The 21554-nt window shown below is 47.7% G+C and carries 22 protein-coding genes; 15 read left to right on the top strand and 7 right to left on the bottom strand.

Features of this window, described 5'->3' with window-relative positions; translation table 11 throughout:
• The first annotated feature begins 27 nt into the window (after window positions 1-27).
• The 14 genes from IM638_05345 to IM638_05280 are packed head-to-tail and all read left to right on the top strand — an operon-like array spanning window position 28 to window position 10712.
• Entirely contained in the window at window positions 28-810 is a 783-nt protein-coding gene (locus IM638_05345; protein ID MCA6362440.1) for a glycosyl transferase family 2, read from the top strand.
• The gene (locus tag IM638_05340; protein ID MCA6362439.1) at window positions 807-1856 is read left to right on the top strand and encodes an N-acetylneuraminate synthase family protein; all 1050 of its coding nucleotides are present in this window, start codon (window positions 807-809) and stop codon (window positions 1854-1856) included. Before IM638_05345 ends, IM638_05340 begins: the two co-directional genes overlap by 4 nt.
• Complete coding sequence (locus tag IM638_05335; GenBank protein ID MCA6362438.1) at window positions 1853-2602, top strand: crotonobetainyl-CoA--carnitine CoA-transferase; 750 nt, start codon at window positions 1853-1855, stop codon at window positions 2600-2602. The genes IM638_05340 and IM638_05335 overlap by 4 nt, the downstream gene beginning before the upstream one ends.
• Window positions 2599-3105 (top strand): HAD-IIIA family hydrolase, encoded by a 507-nt coding sequence (locus tag IM638_05330; GenBank protein ID MCA6362437.1) that lies wholly within the window; start codon window positions 2599-2601, stop codon window positions 3103-3105. Before IM638_05335 ends, IM638_05330 begins: the two co-directional genes overlap by 4 nt.
• A 13-nt stretch (window positions 3106-3118) precedes the next feature.
• The gene (locus IM638_05325; GenBank protein ID MCA6362436.1) at window positions 3119-4453 is read left to right on the top strand and encodes a hypothetical protein; all 1335 of its coding nucleotides are present in this window, start codon (window positions 3119-3121) and stop codon (window positions 4451-4453) included.
• Window positions 4450-5133, top strand: a complete 684-nt coding sequence (locus IM638_05320; GenBank protein MCA6362435.1) for a CatB-related O-acetyltransferase — start codon at window positions 4450-4452, stop codon at window positions 5131-5133. Before IM638_05325 ends, IM638_05320 begins: the two co-directional genes overlap by 4 nt.
• Window positions 5130-6113: a hypothetical protein gene (locus tag IM638_05315; GenBank protein ID MCA6362434.1), complete on the top strand. Its 984-nt coding sequence runs from the start codon at window positions 5130-5132 to the stop codon at window positions 6111-6113. Before IM638_05320 ends, IM638_05315 begins: the two co-directional genes overlap by 4 nt.
• Window positions 6110-6679, top strand: a complete 570-nt coding sequence (locus IM638_05310; protein ID MCA6362433.1) for a class I SAM-dependent methyltransferase — start codon at window positions 6110-6112, stop codon at window positions 6677-6679. Before IM638_05315 ends, IM638_05310 begins: the two co-directional genes overlap by 4 nt.
• Entirely contained in the window at window positions 6679-7560 is an 882-nt protein-coding gene (locus IM638_05305; protein ID MCA6362432.1) for a hypothetical protein, read from the top strand. Before IM638_05310 ends, IM638_05305 begins: the two co-directional genes overlap by 1 nt.
• On the top strand, window positions 7541-8065 hold the full coding sequence (locus IM638_05300; protein MCA6362431.1) for an SIS domain-containing protein: 525 nt from the start codon (window positions 7541-7543) through the stop codon (window positions 8063-8065). The genes IM638_05305 and IM638_05300 overlap by 20 nt, the downstream gene beginning before the upstream one ends.
• Window positions 8058-8978, top strand: a complete 921-nt coding sequence (locus tag IM638_05295) for an NAD-dependent epimerase/dehydratase family protein (protein MCA6362430.1) — start codon at window positions 8058-8060, stop codon at window positions 8976-8978. The genes IM638_05300 and IM638_05295 overlap by 8 nt, the downstream gene beginning before the upstream one ends.
• Window positions 8975-9400: an adenylyltransferase/cytidyltransferase family protein gene (locus IM638_05290; protein MCA6362429.1), complete on the top strand. Its 426-nt coding sequence runs from the start codon at window positions 8975-8977 to the stop codon at window positions 9398-9400. Before IM638_05295 ends, IM638_05290 begins: the two co-directional genes overlap by 4 nt.
• Window positions 9401-9403: 3 nt before the next feature.
• Window positions 9404-10057 (top strand): glycosyltransferase, encoded by a 654-nt coding sequence (locus tag IM638_05285; GenBank protein MCA6362428.1) that lies wholly within the window; start codon window positions 9404-9406, stop codon window positions 10055-10057.
• Window positions 10047-10712 (top strand): glycosyltransferase, encoded by a 666-nt coding sequence (locus tag IM638_05280; protein ID MCA6362427.1) that lies wholly within the window; start codon window positions 10047-10049, stop codon window positions 10710-10712. Before IM638_05285 ends, IM638_05280 begins: the two co-directional genes overlap by 11 nt.
• A gap of 30 nt (window positions 10713-10742) precedes the next feature.
• On the opposite strand, the gene IM638_05275 is transcribed toward IM638_05280, so the two are convergent.
• The 7 genes from IM638_05275 to IM638_05245 form a co-directional block, all read right to left on the bottom strand.
• Window positions 10743-11831, bottom strand: a complete 1089-nt coding sequence (locus tag IM638_05275) for a CfrBI family restriction endonuclease (protein MCA6362426.1) — start codon at window positions 11829-11831, stop codon at window positions 10743-10745.
• Between the two features lie 2 nt (window positions 11832-11833).
• On the bottom strand, window positions 11834-13018 hold the full coding sequence (locus IM638_05270; GenBank protein ID MCA6362425.1) for a site-specific DNA-methyltransferase: 1185 nt from the start codon (window positions 13016-13018) through the stop codon (window positions 11834-11836).
• Between the two features lie 271 nt (window positions 13019-13289).
• Complete coding sequence (locus IM638_05265) at window positions 13290-13700, bottom strand: hypothetical protein (GenBank protein MCA6362424.1); 411 nt, start codon at window positions 13698-13700, stop codon at window positions 13290-13292.
• Between the two features lie 18 nt (window positions 13701-13718).
• Window positions 13719-14345 (bottom strand): DUF255 domain-containing protein, encoded by a 627-nt coding sequence (locus IM638_05260; GenBank protein MCA6362423.1) that lies wholly within the window; start codon window positions 14343-14345, stop codon window positions 13719-13721.
• A 76-nt stretch (window positions 14346-14421) separates the two neighbouring features.
• A complete protein-coding gene (locus IM638_05255) occupies window positions 14422-16461 on the bottom strand; it encodes an oligopeptide transporter, OPT family (GenBank protein MCA6362422.1) in 2040 nt (679 codons plus the stop codon).
• Window positions 16462-16536: 75 nt separating this feature from the next.
• On the bottom strand, window positions 16537-18186 hold the full coding sequence (locus IM638_05250; GenBank protein ID MCA6362421.1) for a peptide MFS transporter: 1650 nt from the start codon (window positions 18184-18186) through the stop codon (window positions 16537-16539).
• Between the two features lie 194 nt (window positions 18187-18380).
• Complete coding sequence (locus IM638_05245; GenBank protein ID MCA6362420.1) at window positions 18381-20594, bottom strand: S9 family peptidase; 2214 nt, start codon at window positions 20592-20594, stop codon at window positions 18381-18383.
• Window positions 20595-20700: 106 nt separating this feature from the next.
• On the opposite strand from IM638_05245, the gene IM638_05240 reads away from it, so the two are divergent.
• Window positions 20701-21554: FAD-binding protein (locus IM638_05240; protein ID MCA6362419.1), on the top strand; the 854-nt coding region annotated here is incomplete at its 3' end.

The following is a 21554-nucleotide window of genomic DNA, read 5'->3' as shown; positions in this document are numbered from 1 at the left end:
TTGCTGTTTTTGCGTATAAGTGTTTCAATGAGTTTAATTATTTCCCAAACCGCCCCCGATACCGGAATAATTGTGCAGGCCCGGATGGGTTCTACAAGATTGCCAGGCAAAGTGCTTTTGCCGTTTTACGATGGACACAGCATTTTGCAATTACTGTTGCACCGCCTGAAAGCCAATTCGGCCAATGTGCCTGTTTGGCTCGCTACATCGGCACTTGAAGCGGATGATGCCGTGGCTGCGCTGGCGGCAGAGGAAGGTGTTAACTGCTTTCGCGGACATGAAACGGATGTATTGCAGCGTTTTACAGAGGCCGCGGAAAAGGCTGGCTTCAGCCGAATCATTCGCGTATGCGCAGATAATCCTTTTCTCGATGCCGGTTTACTCGATGAACTGATTACTGCTTCTTTCATTTCATCGGCCGATTACCTCAGTTATTCGCTTGCAGGCAATTTACCCGCCATACGCGCACACTGGGGTATTTTTTCCGAATATGTCACGCTGGATGCATTAAAACGCGCCGCTGCAGCTACTGACGATCCGTTTTACCACGAACACGTAACCAACTTCATCTACGGAAATCCCGATAAGTTTAACGTGCAGTGGATTCACGCACCAGCAGGTGTTTACGAAAACCTTTCGGTACGTTTAACCATTGATACCCCCGAAGATTTTGCCGCCCTGCAACAATTTTACTTTGATTTGGCAGGCAATTCAAAACCCATTACTTTTAAGAAAATCCTGACCGAATTGCAACAACGGCCTGATTTGCGGGAAGAAATGCAACGGCAGATTGAACGCTTCCAGAAATGAACACACCTGACGGAATTTATGTAATTGGCGAAATAGGCCAGAACCACAACGGTTCGGTAGATATTGCCAAACTGATTATCGACGCCGCCGCGAGGCCGATTCGTGAAGAACTTTTTAATCGCGAATACAAATCGATGAATGCGGTAAAACTCACCAAGCGCGATCTGAACGAAGAACTCTCGCGCTCTCAGATGGATCGTGTGTACGACAGTCCGCATTCTTTCGGTCGTACCTATGGCGAACACCGCGCCAAACTTGAGCTCAACGACGAGCAGCATTTTGAGTTGTATCAGTACGCCAAAAGCTACGGACTTGATTTTGTAGAAACACTTTGTGCGGTGGGCTGTTTGTCGATGCTTAAACTGTTTACCCCTGATTCGCTGAAAGTAGCCAGCCGCGATTTAACCAATTTGCCGCTGCTGGAAGCAATGGCCGAAACAAAAATTCCGATTATCCTTTCTACCGGTATGGCCGGCAAGGCGCAGCTTGACGATGCGCTGAACGTGATTTCACGCCATCACAACAACATCTCTATTTTACATTGTGTATCGCAGTATCCGACTGATCCGCGCAGTGTAAACCTGCTTACCATTACCTGGCTGCAAAAGAATTATCCGCAATACACCATCGGCTATTCCGATCACACCATCGGTATTTCAGTGCCTGTAGCGGCTTGTGCAATGGGTGCAAAAATTATTGAGAAACACATTACACTTGATCGCCGCATGAAAGGCACAGATCAGGCCGGTTCGCTCGGGCCGGATGGTATGGTGCGTATGATGCGCGATTTGCGTGCGCTTGAAGAATCGTTCGGGAAAGAAGAAATATTCATCGAACCTTCGGTAGAAACCGCACGTGTAAAACTCGAACGCTCCATTGCTACCAAACGCGCCATGAAAGCAGGCGAAGTAATTACTGAAAACGACCTGCACATGCTTTCGCCCGGCGACGGCTTCAAGTGGGCCGACCGCGCACAGGTAATTGGCAAAAAACTTACGGCCGATGTACCGGCTGATGAAATCATTTACGCACCACATCTCGCATGAGCATAGAAACCAAAACAATCGCATCGGGCAACGAACAGGATCTTCGCGCACGATTTGGCGAACTTTACCGCAATTCGCCCATTCCTGCCAACGAACAACTTGCTAATGTGGGTCTGTTTGTAAAGCGTCAGGAACTTACCAAAACGCTTTTCATGAACGAACTCTACCAGAAGTTTCTTCATGTACATGGCGTAATGATGGAGTTTGGTGTGCGCTGGGGACAAAACCTGGTTACGCTCAGCAACCTTCGTGGTATTTATGAGCCGTACAACTACAGCCGAAAACTCATTGGTTTTGATACGTTCGAAGGCTTTCCGTCGGTACATGAACAGGACGGAAACCACGAAGTGATTAAGAAAGGAGCCTTTTCGGTAACTGAGAATTACGAAGAATATCTTCAGGAAGTGCTCAACTATCATGAAAAGGAATGTCCGCTTAACCATATCCGTAAAAATTCACTTGTGAAAGGTGATGCGGTGGTTCAGCTGGAGAAATACCTTACCGCACATCCCGAAACAATAGTAGCATTTGCATACTTTGATTTCGATATCTATGAACCCACACGCCGTTGTCTCGAACTGCTTGCACCGCACCTTACCAAAGGTTCTGTTATTGGTTTCGATGAATTGTGCGACCCGCATTTCCCCGGCGAGACACAGGCACTGAAAGATGTGCTTGGCTTGCAAAACATACGCCTGCAGCGTTTCAGCTACACCGGTATTCAGTCATACATGATTGTAGAATGAGTTTCCTGCCCAAACTTGTACTTACTGATATAGACGGTGTGTGGACCGACGGCGGTATGTATTACGACCAAACCGGCAACGAGTGGAAGAAGTTTAATACATCAGACAGTGCCGGTGTGTTGTTTTTGCGTGAGTTGAAAATTCCTGTGGGTATTATTACCGGAGAGAATACCGAGATTGTGGCAAGACGTGCCGCAAAACTTAAAATCGATATCCTCTTTCAAGGTATCAGCAATAAGCTTGAATGTGCGCAGGAGCTTTGTAACAAAATGAATATTACGCTTGCTGATGTGGCTTATATTGGCGATGATATCGGCGATGTGCAGCTGCTGCGCCGTGCGGGTTTTCCGGCGGCACCGGCCAATGCGCCGGTGTATGTGCGCAACGAAGTGAAACTGGTTACGCAAAGCCGGGGAGGCGAGGGCGCTTTCCGCGAGTTTGTGGAAACGATTTTGCAGCGCGCCGGCAAGCTTAATGAAGTGCTTAACCGCATCAATCCCTGATTTGCGCTGTGCTATGAAGCCTCGTGAGGTATATCGGTTTTACAAAAAGTTGATTGTTGCTTCGACGGCAGGCAAGTTTGCTTCGGAAGAAGCTCTCGCGGGCTGGTGTTTGGTAAACAAACCCACATTCCGCATGCAGGGATTCAGAGCAAACGACCCTCTGGCCGGGCTCAGAGTTTGGAAACAGCTTGTAACTTCTCTGTCGCAAAATACAGAGGCTGCAAAAAAGATGAATGATGCGAATAACAGTGTAGCTGTTTTTGACAACAAAGCCAGCGAGTTTGCGCTTCGTATAATGCATGTGCGTCAGAATACTGGAGAAATGCCGGGATTATATATTTCGCGGCAGGAGTTGCTTGGTACGGATTATCCGGGGCGCTCAAAAACATTTGGTTTAGTTCAGGCTTTGCTGCTGGCGTTTAATCGTGGTAAGCGCTTACCGAAGGCATTGCTGCTACGCGAAGCCCACGAGGCTGCTGCTCTTCTGCATATTCTTCACTCAAAATCAATTAAGCAACTGCATTTTTATTCGCCTTACGAGAAAGACGCAAACGCGCTGACGCTGCTGCTGCGTGCTCAGGGAATTGCAGTAAATAAAATTCCATCGCCAAGTTTACTTGCAGCACATCATAATGAATTGATTGCCGACCAACTCAGTTTGGGAAGTCCGTATCAGGCTGATGAATTGTATGTTTCGGCAACCCGAAAATTTGTAAAGCAGTTGCAGCACTGGACACCTGAAATATGGCCGCGCTATGGGGCTTACTATGAATTAAAATTAAAATCGGCAGCACCTCAAAATACACTTGGCTTTTATTCGCATGCAGTATGGCTGCGTGAAACAGAAAATAATATCGATACCGGCTTCGGCGATCATCAGGCCGAGAAACAATTGTTACCGCTTCTTGCGCAATGGTGTCGCACACACAAACAGGTGCTGCTTATCATTTTCCTGCACCCGCGCGAACGTAAACCCGAATATATTGCGCAAACCGAAGCATTTTACGCCCGCATGTTTGAAGGTGTAAACTATCGTTTCTCTGAGGCAGGCATACCATCTACGCAACAATTTGCCAAAGCAGATACAGGCATTGGCGCAATGAGTACAATTTTGTTTGAGCGGTTATTTGCCGGTTACAAAACATTGTTTTTCCCCGCCGGAATAAATAACTTTCCCTTGCCCGGATCAGCGCTCGCCAATGTATGTGCGGTTACACAGCCACAACTTGATGCCCTGCTTGATAAGGCGATGAGTGAAACCACGGACGCTTTTCTGGCTTCGTTTCAACTCGAAAAGTACACGGCCGCACAATGGCTTGGTACCGACACCCAAAAAACAGTATCATGAAATTACTTACATTAATCAGATACGGTTTTTTGCAACTGAAAATTGCCCGCCGCATTCATGCGTATTATCCAACGCTGTTTGCCGGATCGCGCATACTTTCTCTGCTTCCGCCCGAAGTGGAAAAACTCATAAAGCCGGGAACGGTAATTGAAGAAAATGTATTACTGCCTGCGGGCCTGAAAGAAATTGGCCGCTACGTGTACATTGGCCGCAACGCCTACATCAGTTCCTGCGCCCGCATTGGTGCATTTACAAGTATTTCGGCCGGTGTGCGCATCGGTTTGATGAGTCACCCCGACGATTGGGTAAGTACATCACCGGCGTTTTATGCCAAACGGCGCGGGCTGGTGAATGAAAACACTTACGCCGAAGACGAGGGCAAACAAACAGTAATTGGTGCCGATGTACTGATTTCGGCCAACGCGCTTATCCGCAACGGCGTAACGGTGGGGCATGGGGCAATAGTGGGTGCCGGTGCTTTTGTAAACGACGATGTGCCGCCTTATGCGGTAGTAGCAGGCGTTCCGGCGCGTATTATCCGCTACCGCTTTGACGAGGAGATGCGCAACCGCTTACTGCATTCCGAATGGTGGCTTAAGCCGGATGCCGAACTGCTCAACGCAGGCAATTTCAATAATCCCGATGCTTTTTTGCAACGGCTCGAGAACGGAAAAGCATGAGTGAACAGCCGCGCGATTTAACGGTGCTTTCCGACAACCGCCATTTTGCAAAGAGCTACAAAGGCTTTGCGAGGTTACGTTATTGGATTGGAATTTATCTGGGCTTTGCCAAAGCCTGGCTGAAGCTTTGGAAAACGCTGCGCAAAAAAGAATGCTGCTATGGCCCGTTTAAAGGCGAGTTCGGACATTTCCTGGCACATAATCTTCCGTTTATTGCCTATCTGCACAGCCGCGGTGTAAAAATCCATTACTGCGGCATGAAACTGCACAGTCCGTTTCTGGTTGATGAACACGGAAATTCGCTGGTAGCCACTTATCATGAACTCCGCGATTTTTTTGCCGAAGTACCGCCACGCCTTAACCGTGCCATTCCGCCAGCCGATGTGCAGCGGGAAATAGAAGCCTTTCACACAAAAGCGCAGTCATCGGGTCTGCCTTTCTGGAATATCAACGATGAATATTACTACTGGTTTATTCATCGCAGCTGGCTGCTCAAAGGCAATCACCTGCATTATCCTGATCTGAGTAAAGTGTATCGCAGCGCCACGGAGAAAAGCTGTGTGCTTTTTCCGCGAAGTAAAGGTGCCGCATCCTCGCTCAACAACGGCGAAGCCTGGGACTACGACGAACTGGCCGAATTACTCAGTCCGTATTTCGATAAGATTTACATTACCGGTCATCCCTCGCAAACACTGGCTGTGCGCGAACGCGGAAACATTGTGCTGCGCATCAGCGCCGACAACCGCAACGTGCTCGAAACCTGTGCCAATGCTTCGCTCATTATTACTCAGCACTCAGGCGCTGTATATCTGGCCGATTATGTGCCGGCACAGGTGCTCATCATCTACAAAGGCGGCACACAAATAGGCAGCCTTGTAAATACGCTGCGTTTCAGAGGGAAAAGAGCCGTAGCAAAGCCTTTTCAGTACGCCTTTTCCACACACGAAATAGTTACATTTGTCAAAAACCAGTTTGCATGAAGCGACTTGAAATCGATTACTCACTCGGATCAATGGATGCCCTTGTTTCGATGGCGAGATACAGTTTTGTAAATCGTACACTGAACGATAAAAATCTGCGTGTGCTTGATTACGGCTGTGGTTCAGGATACGGTACCCGTATTCTGAAAGAAAAATTTGCACAGGTAATTTCGCATGATGTGTATCCTGATGGTTATGCGCCGGAAGGAATTGATGTAATTCAGGATATTTCCAAACTAGAAGAGGGTTCGTTTGATGTGATTACCTGTTTTGAGGTGATTGAACACATGGACGAGGCTGCACAGCATGAACTGATGAACACCATGCGGCGTTTGCTGAAGCCCGACGGCACGTTGTTTATTTCTACCGTGCGTAAAATGGATCCGCCGCCCACACAAAACCGCCGCGATTACCACATCCGCGAACTCAGCTTTGCCGAGCTGCATCAGTTTTGTGCCGACAGGTTCCGCAATGTATATACCTTCGGTCAGATCGACCAGATTATCTCCACTTTTTATCCGGAGAACCACTATCATTTTGTATTCATCTGCACCGGAACGCGCTGATGTCACTTACCGATAAAGTAAACGAGTTTATTGCGCAAGCCGCAAACCTGCGCGTGGCTGTGGTGGGCGAAACCATCATTGATCAGTTTATTGAAGTGACTTACGAAGGTCACTCCATGAAATCGTTTTGTCCGGTGTTTAAACTCGAAGCCGGCAAAGAGCCGCTTGTGCAGAAAGGCGGCGCAGCTGCTATTGCCGGGCATCTCACCGATTTTGTGAAGGAGGTAACGCTCATTTCAAATCCCGGCGACGAGATTGTGAAAACACGTTACATGGATGCGTTCGACAAAAAGAAGCATGTGGAGATCAATAAATTCGACACATCCAATTTTGGCCCCATCCATATCAATACATCGGATTATGATGTAGTGATTGTGGCCGATTTTGGTCATGGTTTCTGCGATAAACTAACCATTACCGACGGCTTCCACCTCATGTGCCAGACAAACTCAAACAACTTTGGGTTTAACCGCATCTCGAAATGGAAGCAGTACCGCAAAAAAAGCATTACGCTTGATTTACGTGAAGCCAGCCTTCAGATGAACCGCAACATAAGCCGCGATAATGACTCGGACATTGCGGAGTTGTATAACTACGAACTCAATACCGAGCATTTGTTTGTCACGCTTGGCGGTAAAGGTTCGCTGCATTACAACGGCAAAACTTCACTGCATCAGCAGTCGTATAAGAGTGTAATTGTGGATACAATTGGTGCCGGCGATACGTTTCTGGCATTCTGTACACTGCTTCCTGCGTTGCAGGGCAATGTAACAGACCTGACCATTCCTGCGCTTGCGGCCAGTCTTTCCACTACCTGGCTTTGCAACGAACAATCAGTTACCCCTAAAAAACTGCTCGAACATGCAGCTCGCGTCGTATAAAGAGTATTACACAAAGTGGATGAATGATCCGCAACTTGAGCAGCAAATGCAGGAAGCTGTAACTATGCTGCGCACAGGAAATGTGAAGCGGATATATTTCATTGGCAATGGTGGCAGTAATTCCATCTGTTCGCACATGATGGAAGACTATGCCAAAATTGGCCGTTTCCGCACACATGCGTTTTCCGACGCCGCGCTCATTACCTGCTATGCAAACGATTACGGCTACGAGCGCGCCATGGCCGAGTGGCTTAAACTCCACTTCGAATCGGGCGATTTGCTGGTGGCCATCAGCAGTTCGGGCGAATCGAAAAATATTCTCAATGCGGTGGCGCAGGCGCGTGAGCTTGGCGGACGTGTACTTACGCTTTCGGGCTTTGAGCCTCACAACACATTAAGCCGCAGCGGCGATATAAATTTTGTAACGCCTGTGCGCAACTACGGCATTGTGGAGTGTTTCCACCAAACCATTCTGCACATCATCCTCGATTCGCTGCATGACTGAGCGCGTACTTATTACCGGTGTGGCCGGCTTTATCGGCTCCAATCTGCTCGATGTGCTGCTGGCCGAAACAAACTGGCAGATCGACGGAATTGATAACCTGAGCACAGGCACAAAAGCCAATATTGCGCATGCACTTGGCAATCCGCGCTTCACATTTACCGAAGCCGATCTTGCCACACTCACCACACTTCAACCTTACACCAAAGTATTCCATCTGGCCGCATTGCCACGTATTCAGCCCAGTTTCGAATACATTGGCGAACACATTACCGCAAACGTAACGCGGGCTATGCATCTGGTGGAATTAATGATTAAAGAAAATCATTATCCCCGTCTTATTTACAGCGGCTCCAGTGCCATTTACGGCACACCCGATCATATTCCCACCACCGAAAACGAATCAGTAAAATGCCTTAGTCCGTATGCGTTTCAGAAATACGAGGTAGAGAAGTATCTCGAAATTCTGGCCGAACGTTATCCGCTCAATTATGTGACGCTGCGCTATTTCAATCCGTATGGTCCGCGCAGTTTCAATCCGGCCAACGCATTTAACGCATACAGCAGTGTAATCGGCATTTTCCTGAACCGCCATAAAAACGGACAGGCCTTGCTGGTAACCGGCAACGGCACACAGCGCCGCGATTTCATCCATGTGCATGATCTGGCGCTGGCTAATCTGGCGGCAGCCACACATCCGCACAAACTCAACACCGCATTTAACGTAGGCTTTGGCGATACGTTTGCCGTGCTTGACGTGGCGAAAATGATTTCGGATAATATTGAATTCATTGCCAAACGCGAAGGCGAAGCCGATGTAACCTATGCCGACACGGCAAAAGCCCGCGAAATATTAGGCTGGCAGCCAAGATATAAATTGAGCGATTATCTCAAAAACGAACTGGGCAAAGCATGAAAATTGGTTTTACATGTGGCGTTTTTGACCTTTTTCACGCAGGCCATGTGCTCATGCTTGAAGAATGCCGTGCACATTGCGATTACCTGATTGTGGCGCTCAACACGGCCGAAAACATCAATCCGCAAATCAATCCCGGCAAAAACAAACCCGTTTTTACAATCGAAGAACGGGTTAAAATTATGCAGGCCGTGAAGTTTGTGGATGAAGTAATGACCTACAGCAGCGAAGACGAACTGCTTGAAATACTGAAGACCAAAAATATCGGCATCCGCTTTCTGGGCGATGATTACAAAGGAAAGCCCATTACCGGTGCTGATTTGTCGATGGATTTTTATTATACCGACCGCAGCCACGGACTTTCCACCAGCGGCTACCTTGCCCGCATACGCGAACGGTTTTCAGGCGACTCAAAAAACTGAAGCATGGAGCCGGTGTTGTTCATTGCGCATCATTTTCCGCCCATGGGCGGGCCCGGCACACACCGTTCGCTGCAACTGGTAAAAAGACTTCCCGCACTCGGCTTCCGTCCAATAGTAATTACGATTACCGAAAACGATGTACGCAGCGGTCCGTATGCAGTTGACGAAAGCCTGCTTGCACAGCTTCCGCCCGAAGCATTGATAATTCGTGTAGCCACCGGTGAGCCACGCAAATTTAAACGCCTTATGATGAAGTGGCGGCTTTATCGTTTCTTCTGGTTTTTCGGTTATGCGTGGCTTTATGAATCATCGGCCCGCTGGCCGGCCAGACTTTTGCCTGTGGCGCGAAAGCTGGTGCGCGAACATGGCATCAAACTCGTGTACACCAGCTCCGGACCTTACAGTGCGCTCTTTGCCGGGCGTGCCTTGCAAAAAGACGGCTTGCGCTGGGTGGCTGATTTGCGCGATCCGTATTCCGATGCCTACGCCTGGCAATGGCCGTCGAAACTGCATTGGAAAATTTCGCGCAGGGTAGAGGAGAAGCTGCTTTCGTTGCCCGATCAGCTCATTGTAAATACACCAGAAACAGCTGCGCTTTACCGCAAGCGAGGTTTCATCAGTCCCGAACGTTTAACCGTGCTTACCAATGGCTACTGATAAACTGGTTATTGCGTATGCCGGCAGTCTGGCGTATTTCGATCCGGCGAAGTATGCCTCAAAAAGCCTGCTCAGCCGTATGTTTGGCACGTATCAGGTTGATAATCTTGATATCAGCACCCGTTCGGCCTATTACCTTTTTGCGGGGCTGAAACATTTGCTGCAGCAACATCCTGAATACGCGCAAAAAATAACACTGCATTTCTGGGGCGCGATTGATAAACGTACAGCGGCACAAGCTGTAAAAATGGGTGTGGAGGCATGTGTGCAAATAGAAAGCTACAAAGCCAAAGCCGATTCGCTGCACACACTGCAACAGGCCGATGTGCTTTTTCTTCCGCTTGAAACCGAAAAAAGCGGGCAGCGTCCGCTATTCATTCCCGGCAAACTTTACGAATATCTGGCTACCGGTAAACCCGTGCTGGCCGTGGCCGGCGCGTCAGACTGTACCGATATTTTACGCAGTGCAGGAACGGGTATTATCGTAGATCCGTTTGATGCAGCAGCCATTGCCGCTGCGCTTAAAGGACTTTGCGACAATAAGCAGCGGCTTGGTGAAATTTACCGGGTGAATGAAGATGTAGTGAAGGAGTATTCGTTTGATGTGATTGCGGGGAAAATGGTTGGGGTGTTTGAGAAGGTGTTGAAGGGGTGATGCACACTTACATCTAATATCTGATATATTCTAATCCATGAATTTTTTAAGATCAACCTCTTTCATTTCGCTCTCAATAAACTCTATGCTTTGATCGGCTTTCATATTCAAAATAGGGTGTTTAAAGCCAAGTTTTTCAGATAGAATTTGAGCCACTTCTTTTACCCAATAGGTCATACTCATTTGAATGATGGTGCCATTTATTTCTTTAGCCATTTCTGTAATTCTGCTCCCATCCCCAATTCTATCTACTAAAATAATAGTAGACATATAGTGGAGCTGCCTGCCATGGCTCATTTCTTTTTCAAACCTAGAAACTTTATCAAGAGAAATCTCACTGTTACCTGGTCCAATAAAACCAAGGTCAAATCTAGCTCCAATACCTGGTTTTATTAGAATAGTTGCATCACTTTCACGCTTATTTTCTCTTTGTGAAAGCCAAAATACCATTTTTGATTGATTGCTAGTTTTAGGGTCAATTTGCTTAAAACCAAGAATTTGTAATACAGATCCAAGTATTAATTTCTCAAATAGTTTTCCATACATTGATTTTTCACTTCCACGAATTGCCAAAGTTTGCGTTCCAATAGCATAAAATATTTTTAGAAGAGATGGCCACTTTAAAAGATAATTCCTTTTATCAATAGTTATAGTAGTGCTAATATCACCGATCTCTTTGATGATTTCAACAGACGATTCTTTCAATCGTTCATCAAATTCTCTTAAATGTTTTTCAATTTCATCAGGGTTGCTCCTTAGTACATTTTGAATACTTTTTCCAGTCAAACCAATGAACCATTGAAGGAAAATTTTCTCTTCTGATTTTAGTTTGTTTTCAGTGAGTTCATTAATAATTATCGAATTGAAGTTAGACTCAAAATTTTCAAATAGCTTCGAGCCCTTAAGATATGTAAGGAAAAGCGAAGCATTCGAAATTAATATTCGTCTTTGAGTTAAGCCTTCAGTTAAAGTTCTGACATTCCCCCCACATAATATTGATGTTACTACTTCATTTATCACATCATTTCCAACTCTGTCGATAAGTTCCTTACCAGTGAATTTTGTAAGGTTACGTCCAATTTCAGGAATCTGACTTGATAACAATTTTTTATTACTCATATTTAAAGATTTAAATACCGTTGTCTGCTTTTTGGGGCTTCGGTGTTAATCCAATTTATTTTTTCTGTATCCTTTTGTAACCAATTAAACACATCTTCTTTAATAAGATTCATATATTCTTCTTCTTGTTCAAAAAGTACAAATCGTCTACCGTTTTTTACGGCTGCTTTTCCCGTTGTACCTGTTCCTGCGAATGGATCCAGAATTACATCGTTTTTAAAAGAGTAATATTGGATTACCTTTTCTGCAAGATCCAAGGGAAAAACTGCAGGATGCTTCTTATTATATGATGGATGTATTTTCCAAAGATTAGTTGTTTCATAACCATCTTTAATTTTTGATGATTCAATAGTGTTTGGGTCGGGATGCTTTCTAATGTGCCAATCAATTAGTTTATCTGTTTGTTTTCTATAAACAAGAATGTATTCAGTTACAGGTACTGGTTTATACTGTAATGGGTTCCTATCTGCGGCAAATCTTCTTCCACGTCCTGTAGCCCATCCTGCACCTTCCGGCTTAACCCAATGAATATCATCGACAAATTCAAAACCTTCTTCTATGAATATTCTGTGGAAGTCAAAAGGAACTGCAATCCTTTTTGATGCTTCATTTCTTGAAGCACGTCTTATTAGAACGGGTGAAATATTTATTACGAAGAATCGCCCTTCATTCAAAACCCTGTGAGCTTGATGAATGATTTTTCTGATTTTTAGCAGATATTCTTCATAAGATAAATATTCAACGTATTCAGGTCTGGCATTGTAATACGGAGGTGAAGTAAAAACCAAATCAATCGATTCGCTTGGAGTTTCTTTTAATAGAATTTCGCAGTCTCCTAGACCGATTGTATTTCTTAGATTTGAAATTTTCGGGATATTATTTCCTTTGTTTTTTACTTCTGTGCCATTTTTTCTTCCCAAGAGTCTTGATTCGAGAACTTTCTTATTGGTTGTCTTTTTCTCGATAATTAATGTCGTAAATGCATCAATAACAATCTCGCCGATATTTTCGTTACTCTTCGATTTAACCGGAACTCTCCAAATGTGATATCTGTCATCTATTTCTGGAAGTCCAAAGTCAATAGCTTTATCGAGTTCTATTGTTTTCAAGAAATTACGAGAAACAGTCTTTGCCTGTTCAACGGTTGTAATCTTGTATTTCTGTTTCTTAATACCGCTATTTCTCATCTGGTTTTATTTTAGTTAGCAACGGCTCATTTTCTACATACAAAACTTGACCTATTTCACAAAGTAGGCCAAATTTAGGTTATTGTTTTTTCTGAACATTGCAATAACTATATTTATCTCAATAACGATTGACCGCTAAGGAAGTCAATTTCAAGCCTTGAATTTTTTAGCAATTAAATAATTCTGTTAGTTTTGGAAATGCTTCCAAGCTATAAAGATAGTTTTTATCACTACATATCTCATAATACTCATATAGTGTAAATGAATTACCTCACGTCTTCGCTTTCAACTGTTCTTCCAATCCCTGAATCAGAATTTCCTTCTTAGCCACCTCCAAACGCAGGCGATCCACTTCCTGGCGCAGGTTTTCATTTTCGGTACGAAGCTGGATTTCTTCGGGCGCCCAGATGTTTACGTTGTAGTAGTTGTGCGGATTTTCATCGCCTGATTGCTCGCTGTTTCTGAAAAAACTGTAGAGCGGAATGCGCAGTGCCTTTGAAATTTTTTCGAGGGTGCGTATTTCAATGGTGCTTTGCGCAAGCGCGTTATCGAGCTCGCGTTCAGTGGTGCCAATGTGATCGACAAGGGCGGTGTAGGTATAGTCGCGCATTTTCAGGATGGCTTCAATGCGCTTTTTCAGATCAGGGAGGGTAGGTACGCTGGTGTTTTCCTGCTCTGTCATGTGAGTGGGGGCGTGTGATTAATGGCCGGGTGCGGCGGTTTTGTTTTGCGGAGCCGGTGGTAATTCGCTTTTGAAGGTTTTGAGAAAGTCGGCATAGGCCATTACGCTTTCTTTTTCCTCGGCGTAGTAGTGCAGGTAAGGTTCAAACTGTTCGGGGGCCATGTAGCCCTGCAGAATAGACACCGAGTTGCGTGCTTTGTTGAAGATGCCGTAGCTGGGGTATGACATCTGTCCGCGCAGTACGGCTATGGCAAAATCGTGCGGACTGCGTGGTGTGCCGGGATTGCGGTTAAAAAACTGCTGGCCGTTGAAGGTTACGGTATCGCTGGTTTCGGCATTGAAACTTACGCAGTAGAAGTTTTTGTTCATGTAAGCCGCAATAACCGGGTTTGAGAACGTGTTCTGATCCATCACCTTACACCAGCCACACCAGCTTGTGGTGAAGTCGATAAAAATGCGGCGAGGTTCTTTTTCGCAGCGTTTCTGGGCTTCTTCAATCGAAATCCATTCTACGTGTGCGGCAGTGGCAGTTTGTGGTTTGGCGGCGGGTGTTTGCTGCGGATGATTATTGAGCGTAAAAGCAGTAAGTGTAAGTGCAGAGGCCGCACCGGCCAGCAATACAAGGCGAAATTTGTTCAGTTTCATCTTCATCATACAGTTTGTTTGCAAAAACCGAGCCTGTTTTATTACTACAAGGTACGAAAAAAGCCTGTAGCCGGCTTTACTCCTTGTGCGCATCTTTTTTAACGGCCACGCGGAACAGGATAACACCCAATGCCACAAAGCACAAAGCCCCCAGCAGCATATAACCGCCGCTGCCCAAAGCATTTTTCATACTTTCCGACAGGTCGAGTTTCGCAAGTACATCAGCACTGGCGGGCCATACACTCAGTGCGGCGGCCAGTACGCCCATAAGTGCTCCGCCGGCCACAAGTCCGGTGGCAAAGAGGCTGCCGCGGCCAAGTTCGCCTTCTTCGGGTTCCTGCTTTTTACGTTTGGCGTTCCAGTCAACCACACCTTTTACGCAGCCACCGGCAAATATGGGCAGTGTGGTGGAAAGCGGCAGGTAAGCACCTACGGCAAATGAAAGCGCGTTTACCCCGCAAAGCTCCACCGTAACGGCCAGAAACACGCCCACCATTACATACTGCCAGTCGAGGCCGTTGCCGAGCAAGCCTTTAATGAGCGTAGCCATAAGTGTAGCCTGCGGTGCAGCGTACGTATTGCCTATGGCGTGGTTAATTCCTTCAGCCTGCTGTGCAGCTGTGGGCGTATCGAGCAGATGCACAACAAAACCGACCACAAATGTGGATACGATGGCGCCAATAAACAATGCAAGCTGCTGGGCACGCGGCGTGGCGCCAATGAGAAAGCCTGTTTTCAGATCCTGCGACGTATTGCCCGCGTTGGCCGCCGCAATGCAAATCAGTCCGCCCACCACCAGCACCATGGGCTCATAGGCTTTGCCGGTTAATCCAAAGGCAATAAACACCAGGGCCGTACCCATAATGGTGGCTATGGTCATGCCCGACACCGGACTGTTGCTGCTGCCGATAATGCCAACAATGCGGCTTGATACGGTGACGAAGAAAAAGCCGAATACAATTACGAGGATGCCAATAAGCAGTTTACCGAGCAGTGTATCGCCCGGAATTACAGGCAGCACGGTAATGAGTGCCACCAGTGCTAGGCAGCCGTAGAGCGTTACCTTGATAGAAAGATCGTTTTCGGTGCGGCGGGTTTCGGTGTTTGCCTTTCCGCCGCGGATGGCTGCGAGGCTTTGGCGGAAGGAGCGAACAATGGTAGGAAATGTTTTGAAAAGCGTAATGAAGCCACCCGCTGCCACCGCGCCCGCGCCAATCTGGCGTACAAAGGCTTTGTACACCGCCTCGGCAGTATCGGCAAAATGGTGGGTAAGCGGATCCCAGCCGCCAGCACCGCCAGCTGTGGTAAGGCTTTCGAGGTAGCCGAGTTTTACCAGCTGCGCGGCAATTACATCGGCCGGCACAAGGAACGCCAGCAGCGGAATCAACGCCAGCCAGGCCAGCACACCGCCCGCCACCAGCTGCCCCGAAATACGCGGCCCGATAATGTAGCCCACGCCAAGATACTCGGGCGTAATCTCTGCATCAATGCGGGCCGAGGGCATGAATTTGTTGGTCTGACTCACCAGATAGCCGGGTACATCGGCAATAAAGTGAAAGAATTTTTGCAGCAGGGCATACACACCGGCAGCGGCCAGACCAAGGTAAGCCGTGCGTGCAAACTGCCCGCCTTTGTCGCCGGCAATGAGCACCTGCGCGCAGGCCGTGCCTTCGGGGTAGGGAAGTGTTTCGTGCTCCTGTACAATGAGCGAGCGGCGCAGCGGAATCATCATCAGCGTGCCAAGCAAACCGCCAATTACGGCCAGCGCAAAAATGGTCCAGTAATTGAAAAACACTTCCCCGCTGGCATCCGCACTGAGGAAAAGGAATGCAGGCAAGGTAAACACCACGCCTGAAGCAATGGATTCGCCCGCCGAACCGGTGGTCTGGATAATGTTGTTTTCCAGAATGGTGGTGCGCAACGCTTTACGGCCAATGGAAATAGCCATTACGGCAATGGGAATGGATGCCGACACTGTGAGTCCGGCTTTCAGTGCCAGATACACATTGGCCGCGCCAAACAATACGCCGAAGATGCAGCCAAGAATAATGGCACGGGGCGTAAACTCGGCCATCAGCGTGCCATCGTTTACATAAGGCTTGAAAACATTGCTCATTGTTTAACCAGGTAATAAAACAGCCACGTGAATTACTTCTGACGTGGCTGTTTACGTGTGTTTGTGTGTAATGTATTAGCGAACGCCGTGCATGAGTTTTTTCATAAGCGGCACAAGCGCAAACAGCAGTACGGCTGCAACGCCCGAGAGAATAACGAATACCATGAAAAACTCATACAGGTTATGAAGTTCGAAGCCGGCAAAGCTCGGATAAACACTGGAAATTTTGAGTTCCTTGAGCGTGGCAAGCTGTTCGGCAGTAGGCGTAATGGTTTTGTTGAGAACAGCCACCAGATCAATACCTTTTTCTGAAGCCGCAGCAATTTCGCCGGGACCTTGCGGGATGAGTGCTCCCAAAGTACCAGCCAGCGCATAACCTGATGCGTTTGAAAGGAACCATACACCCATGAGCAGCGATGAGAAACGGGCCGGAGCCAATTTGGCTACCAGCGAAAGACCAATGGGCGAGAGGCAAAGTTCGCCGATGGTGTGAAGCAGATACATTACAATAAGCCAGATCACACCAAGTTTTGCACCGCCAAGATCGCGCACCTGGAAGGCTATAACCAGATAGCCCAGCGAAAGAATGGCAAGACCAATAGCCTGCTTGGCAGGAGAAATGGGTTCGAGGTTACGCTTGTTCAGCATAATCCACAATACACTAAAAATTGGCGCCAGCGCAATTACGAAAATAGCATTGAAGTTCTGCACCAGTGTGGGCGGCATGGTCCAGCCAAGCAGCGTAGTGTCTGTTTGCTTATCGGCAATGAAGGTGAGCGAAGAACCGGCCTGCTCAAAACAAGCCCAGAAGAAGATTACAAAGAATCCTACCATATACATTACCGAAATACGGTCGCGTTCCTGTTTGGTGAGCGATTTATCGGTAATGATCAATCCGGCAAGCGCAAGACCGCTGCTGTAAATGAACGAGTAAATCCAGTTCTGACCTACCAAAAAGTGAAATACATTGATCAGAACAATTGCAATACCGGCCCAGAGTGCAATGCTTGTCGGAGCAAACTTGGCCTGTTCGGCAGCGGGTGTATTTTTGTGATCAGGACGGGCGCCAATCGGGTTTCCTTCGGGTGTGCGGATGAATTTGTTTTTCCACACATAGAAAATAATTACCCCGAGGAACATGGCCAAACCTGCCGCAAGGAATCCCCATTTGAAGGCCGAAATATCGCGCACGCCATCCACTTTCACATCACCTACAATCGAACAAATTGCATTACCAATAAGTGCGCCGAGGTTGATACCCATGTAGAAAATGGTGAAGGCTGAGTCAAGACGGTTATCGCCTTTGGGATAAAGGCTGCCCACCATGGATGAAATGTTGGGTTTGAAAAAGCCGTTACCCATAATAATTACACCCAATGCAACCCACATAACCATTCGGGCTGTTTCGAGGTTTGAAGCATAGAGCGAAGCCGAAACAAACAGCAGCAACTGTCCCAGACCCATTGTTAAACCGCCCAGCTGAATGCACGCACGGTTGCCCAGATAGCGGTCGGAAATAAATCCGCCAAGCATCGGGGTTAAGTAGCAAAGACCAAGAAAACCACCATAAATAACAGAAGATTCGGCATCTGAATACGCTAACGCATTAATCAGAAACAGCGAAAGAATGGCGCGCATTCCGTAGAAATTGAAGCGCTCCCACATTTCGGTGGCAAACAGCAGATAAAGCCCTTTGGGATGGCCTTTAGAGGTTGTGTCAGTCATATCTGAGCAGTAATGTTAAACAATGATGAATTGCGAAGATAGAAATAGTGGTGAGTGTAAAGCATAGCTTGATTGGTTTTTTTGCCCCGGAACCGCTGTTCTTTCCGTCAAAGACAGAAAATCAGCAGTTTATCCCAGAAAATTGCACCACTTCGCTTTTCACTATACACACATCACTGCATACTTTTCACTACTTACAGATTGGCTTTCAGGTAATCGGTCATTTTGGTAAACAGATAGAGACGGGTGTTACCTCCATAAATGCCATGATTTTTATCGGGGAACATAAAGAAGTCGAACTGGACATTGCTTTTCACCAACGCATTCACCATCTCCACCGAATTCTGAAAATGCACGTTATCATCGGCTGTGCCATGAACGAGCAGGAGTTTGCCTTTTATCTTCTGCAAGTTGTTGGTGGGCGAAAACGCATCGTAACCTTTGCCGTTGTCTTTGGGCAGACCCATGTAACGCTCGGTGTAAATTGAGTCGTAGTAACGCCAGTTAGCTACGGGCGCTACCGAAATAGCCAGCTTAAAAATATCGGCGCCCACCGCCAGGCAAAGGCTCGACATGTATCCGCCATAGCTCCAGCCCTGAATGCCGATGCGGTTTGCATCCACATAAGGCTGCTGCTGCAACCATTTTGCGGCGCTTATCTGGTCGGCACTTTCGAGTTCGCCCATTTTGCCGTAGGTGGCTTTTTTGAAAGCCGCCCCCTGATATTCGGTGCCGCGGTTATCAACCGATACCACAATGTAGCCCTGCTGCGCAAGGAACTGGTGCCAGTAAAAATCGCCGCGTTCCCACTGGTCGTTTACCGTATTGTGGCCGGGGCCGCCGTACACGTGCATCAGCACAGGGTACTTTTTCTTCGGGTCAAAATCGTTCGGCTTAATCATCCATGCCTGAAGTTTGATGCCTTCGGCGTTGGTGATTTCAAAGAACTCCTTCTTTGCAAAACCGTAGATGGCCGTAATCTGGCGCAGGTTTTCGTTGTTTACCAGTTCCTTGATCTGTTTTCCCGACGCATCGTGCAGCGTAATTACCGGCGGTATATTGGCCGTTGAAAATGTATTGATGTAATACTTCATGCCCGTGCTGAACTCGGCGCGGTTGGTGCCAAGTTGCGACGAAAGCTTCATTTTCTTCTTACCATCGAGTGTAACGCTGTACACCGCGCGGCGTGCAGGATGTTCTTCGTTCGACTGATAAAACAAACTGGTGTTTTTTTCGTCGATACCGTAGAACTCAATTACATCAAATGCGCCGGAAGTAAGCTGAAGTTTGCCCGTAATTTTTGTGCCTTCAAACGTATAGCTGTACAGGTGGTTGCGGCCGTCGGCATCGCTGCTCCAGATAAAGCGTTTGTTATCGGGCAAAAAGCGCAGGTCGTTGCTTACTTCAATGTAGGTTTTACTGGTTTCTTCAAGCACCACGGTTGATTTTCCGGTGGCGGCATCGGCAAAAAGCAGTTCAAGTTTGTTTTGCAAACGGTTCATGCGCTGAAACGAAAGCACATTGGCATTGGCCGTCCAGTCGAGGCGGGGAATGTACTGGTCGGTTTCCTGTCCCACATCAACCGGTACAATTTCGCCATTGGTTACATCGTAAATGAGAATGCTCACATACGAATTTTTTTCGCCGGCTTTGGGGTATTTAAAGCTGTAAGGCTCGGGATAAAGGCCGGTGTTGTACATGGTCATGGCAAACTCTTTTACCTGACTTTCATCAAAACGCAGAAAGGCAATGCGGCGGCTGTCGGGCGACCAGCGGATGCCGCTTTCCAGCGCAAATTCTTCTTCATACACCCAGTCGGTGCCGCCATTAATGATTTTGTTCCAGGCGCCGTCGCTGGTAATCTGCGATTCGCTCATGTCTTTCAGGTCCACCAGAAAGAGGTTGTTATCGCGCATGAAAACTACTTTGCTTCCGTCGGGCGAGAATGTGGCCAGGCGTTGTTTGCCTTTTGCGGAAAGCTGGCGCAGTTTGCCGGTGGCAAGGTCAAGCACGTAGTTTTCTTCTTTGGTGGAATAGCGGTAAATGTTTTCTGAATTGGTGCTGATGAGCACTTTTTTCTCGTCGGCGCTGAAGGTGTAATCGCCAATGTCGATATGGTCGGTTTTACCTTCGGGAGTGAGTTGTTTTTCGGTAAACAGCACTTGTACACGGTTGCCGGTTACGTAGTTGTATTTCGACACCTGCACCGTTTTGTCTTCAAGTGTTTCGAAGCTCGTGTAGTGCTGTCCGTCTTTCATGGGCCGCAGGCCCCACACGCCGTCGGCGCGGAAGGTAGGTTTGGCCCAGCAGTCTTCGAGCGTAATTTTTTTGGTTTGCAGTTGAGCACCGGCTGTGGCCGACACAAGCATTAATCCGGCCACAAGGGCCATACGTGAAATTCGCAGCATGATGATTTACCTGTAAATTTGGACGCACAAAATACACGATTTCGCCGGAAAACGGTTAAAGAACTTCCCGGCGGCACACGAAACTGATTTACGGAACCACAAGCTGATGAACGCCGGAATACTTACGCCCGAACTTATTGCCGAACTGCAAAGCCTGCTCGGCCCCGACTATGTGCATACGGATGAAGAGCGCCTTTTGCGTTACGGGCAGGACGAAACCGAAGATCTGCTTTACAAACCCGCCTGTGTGGTTCGTCCGCACACGCCCGAAGAAATTTCGGCCATTGTGCGGCTGTGCAATATTTACCTCATACCGCTCACGCCGCGCGGCGCGGGCACAGGGCTTAGCGGCGGTGCACTGCCCGTACACGGCGGCATTGTGCTTTCGATGGAGCGTTTCAACAAAATTCTCCACATCGACGAAGCCAACCTGCAGGCTACCGTGGAGCCGGGCGTGATAAACGAAGAATTCCAAAACGCCGTGCGCGAAAAAGGCCTGTTTTATCCGCCAGATCCCGCCAGCAAAGGCAGTTGTTTCCTCGGCGGCAATCTCGCGCACAGCTCCGGCGGCCCCAAAGCCGTGAAATACGGCACCACCCGCGATTATGTGCTCAACATGCAGGTGGTGCTGCCCACCGGCGAAATTGTGTGGACAGGCGCCAACGTGCTCAAATATTCAACCGGCTACAACCTCACGCACCTTATGATTGGCAGTGAGGGCACGCTGGGCATCATTACCAGAATTGTGTTCCGCCTTATTCCGTATCCGCCGCACAACTTAGTCATGCTGGTGCCGTTTAACAATGCCGCCGATGCGTGTGAAGCCGTTAGCGCCGTGTTTCGCGCCGGAATCACGCCTTCGGGTCTCGAGTTTATGGAGCGCGATGCGATTGACTGGGTGCGCGCATTTGTGCCCGACATAAACGTGCAGGTGCCGGACGAAGTGCAGGCACATCTGCT

This window comes from Bacteroidota bacterium (assembly GCA_020402865.1).
GTDB lineage: Bacteria > Bacteroidota > Bacteroidia > Palsa-965 > Palsa-965.
The sequence above is the reverse complement of the archived record's forward strand: the minus strand, read 5'-3'. Positions and strand labels throughout refer to the sequence as shown.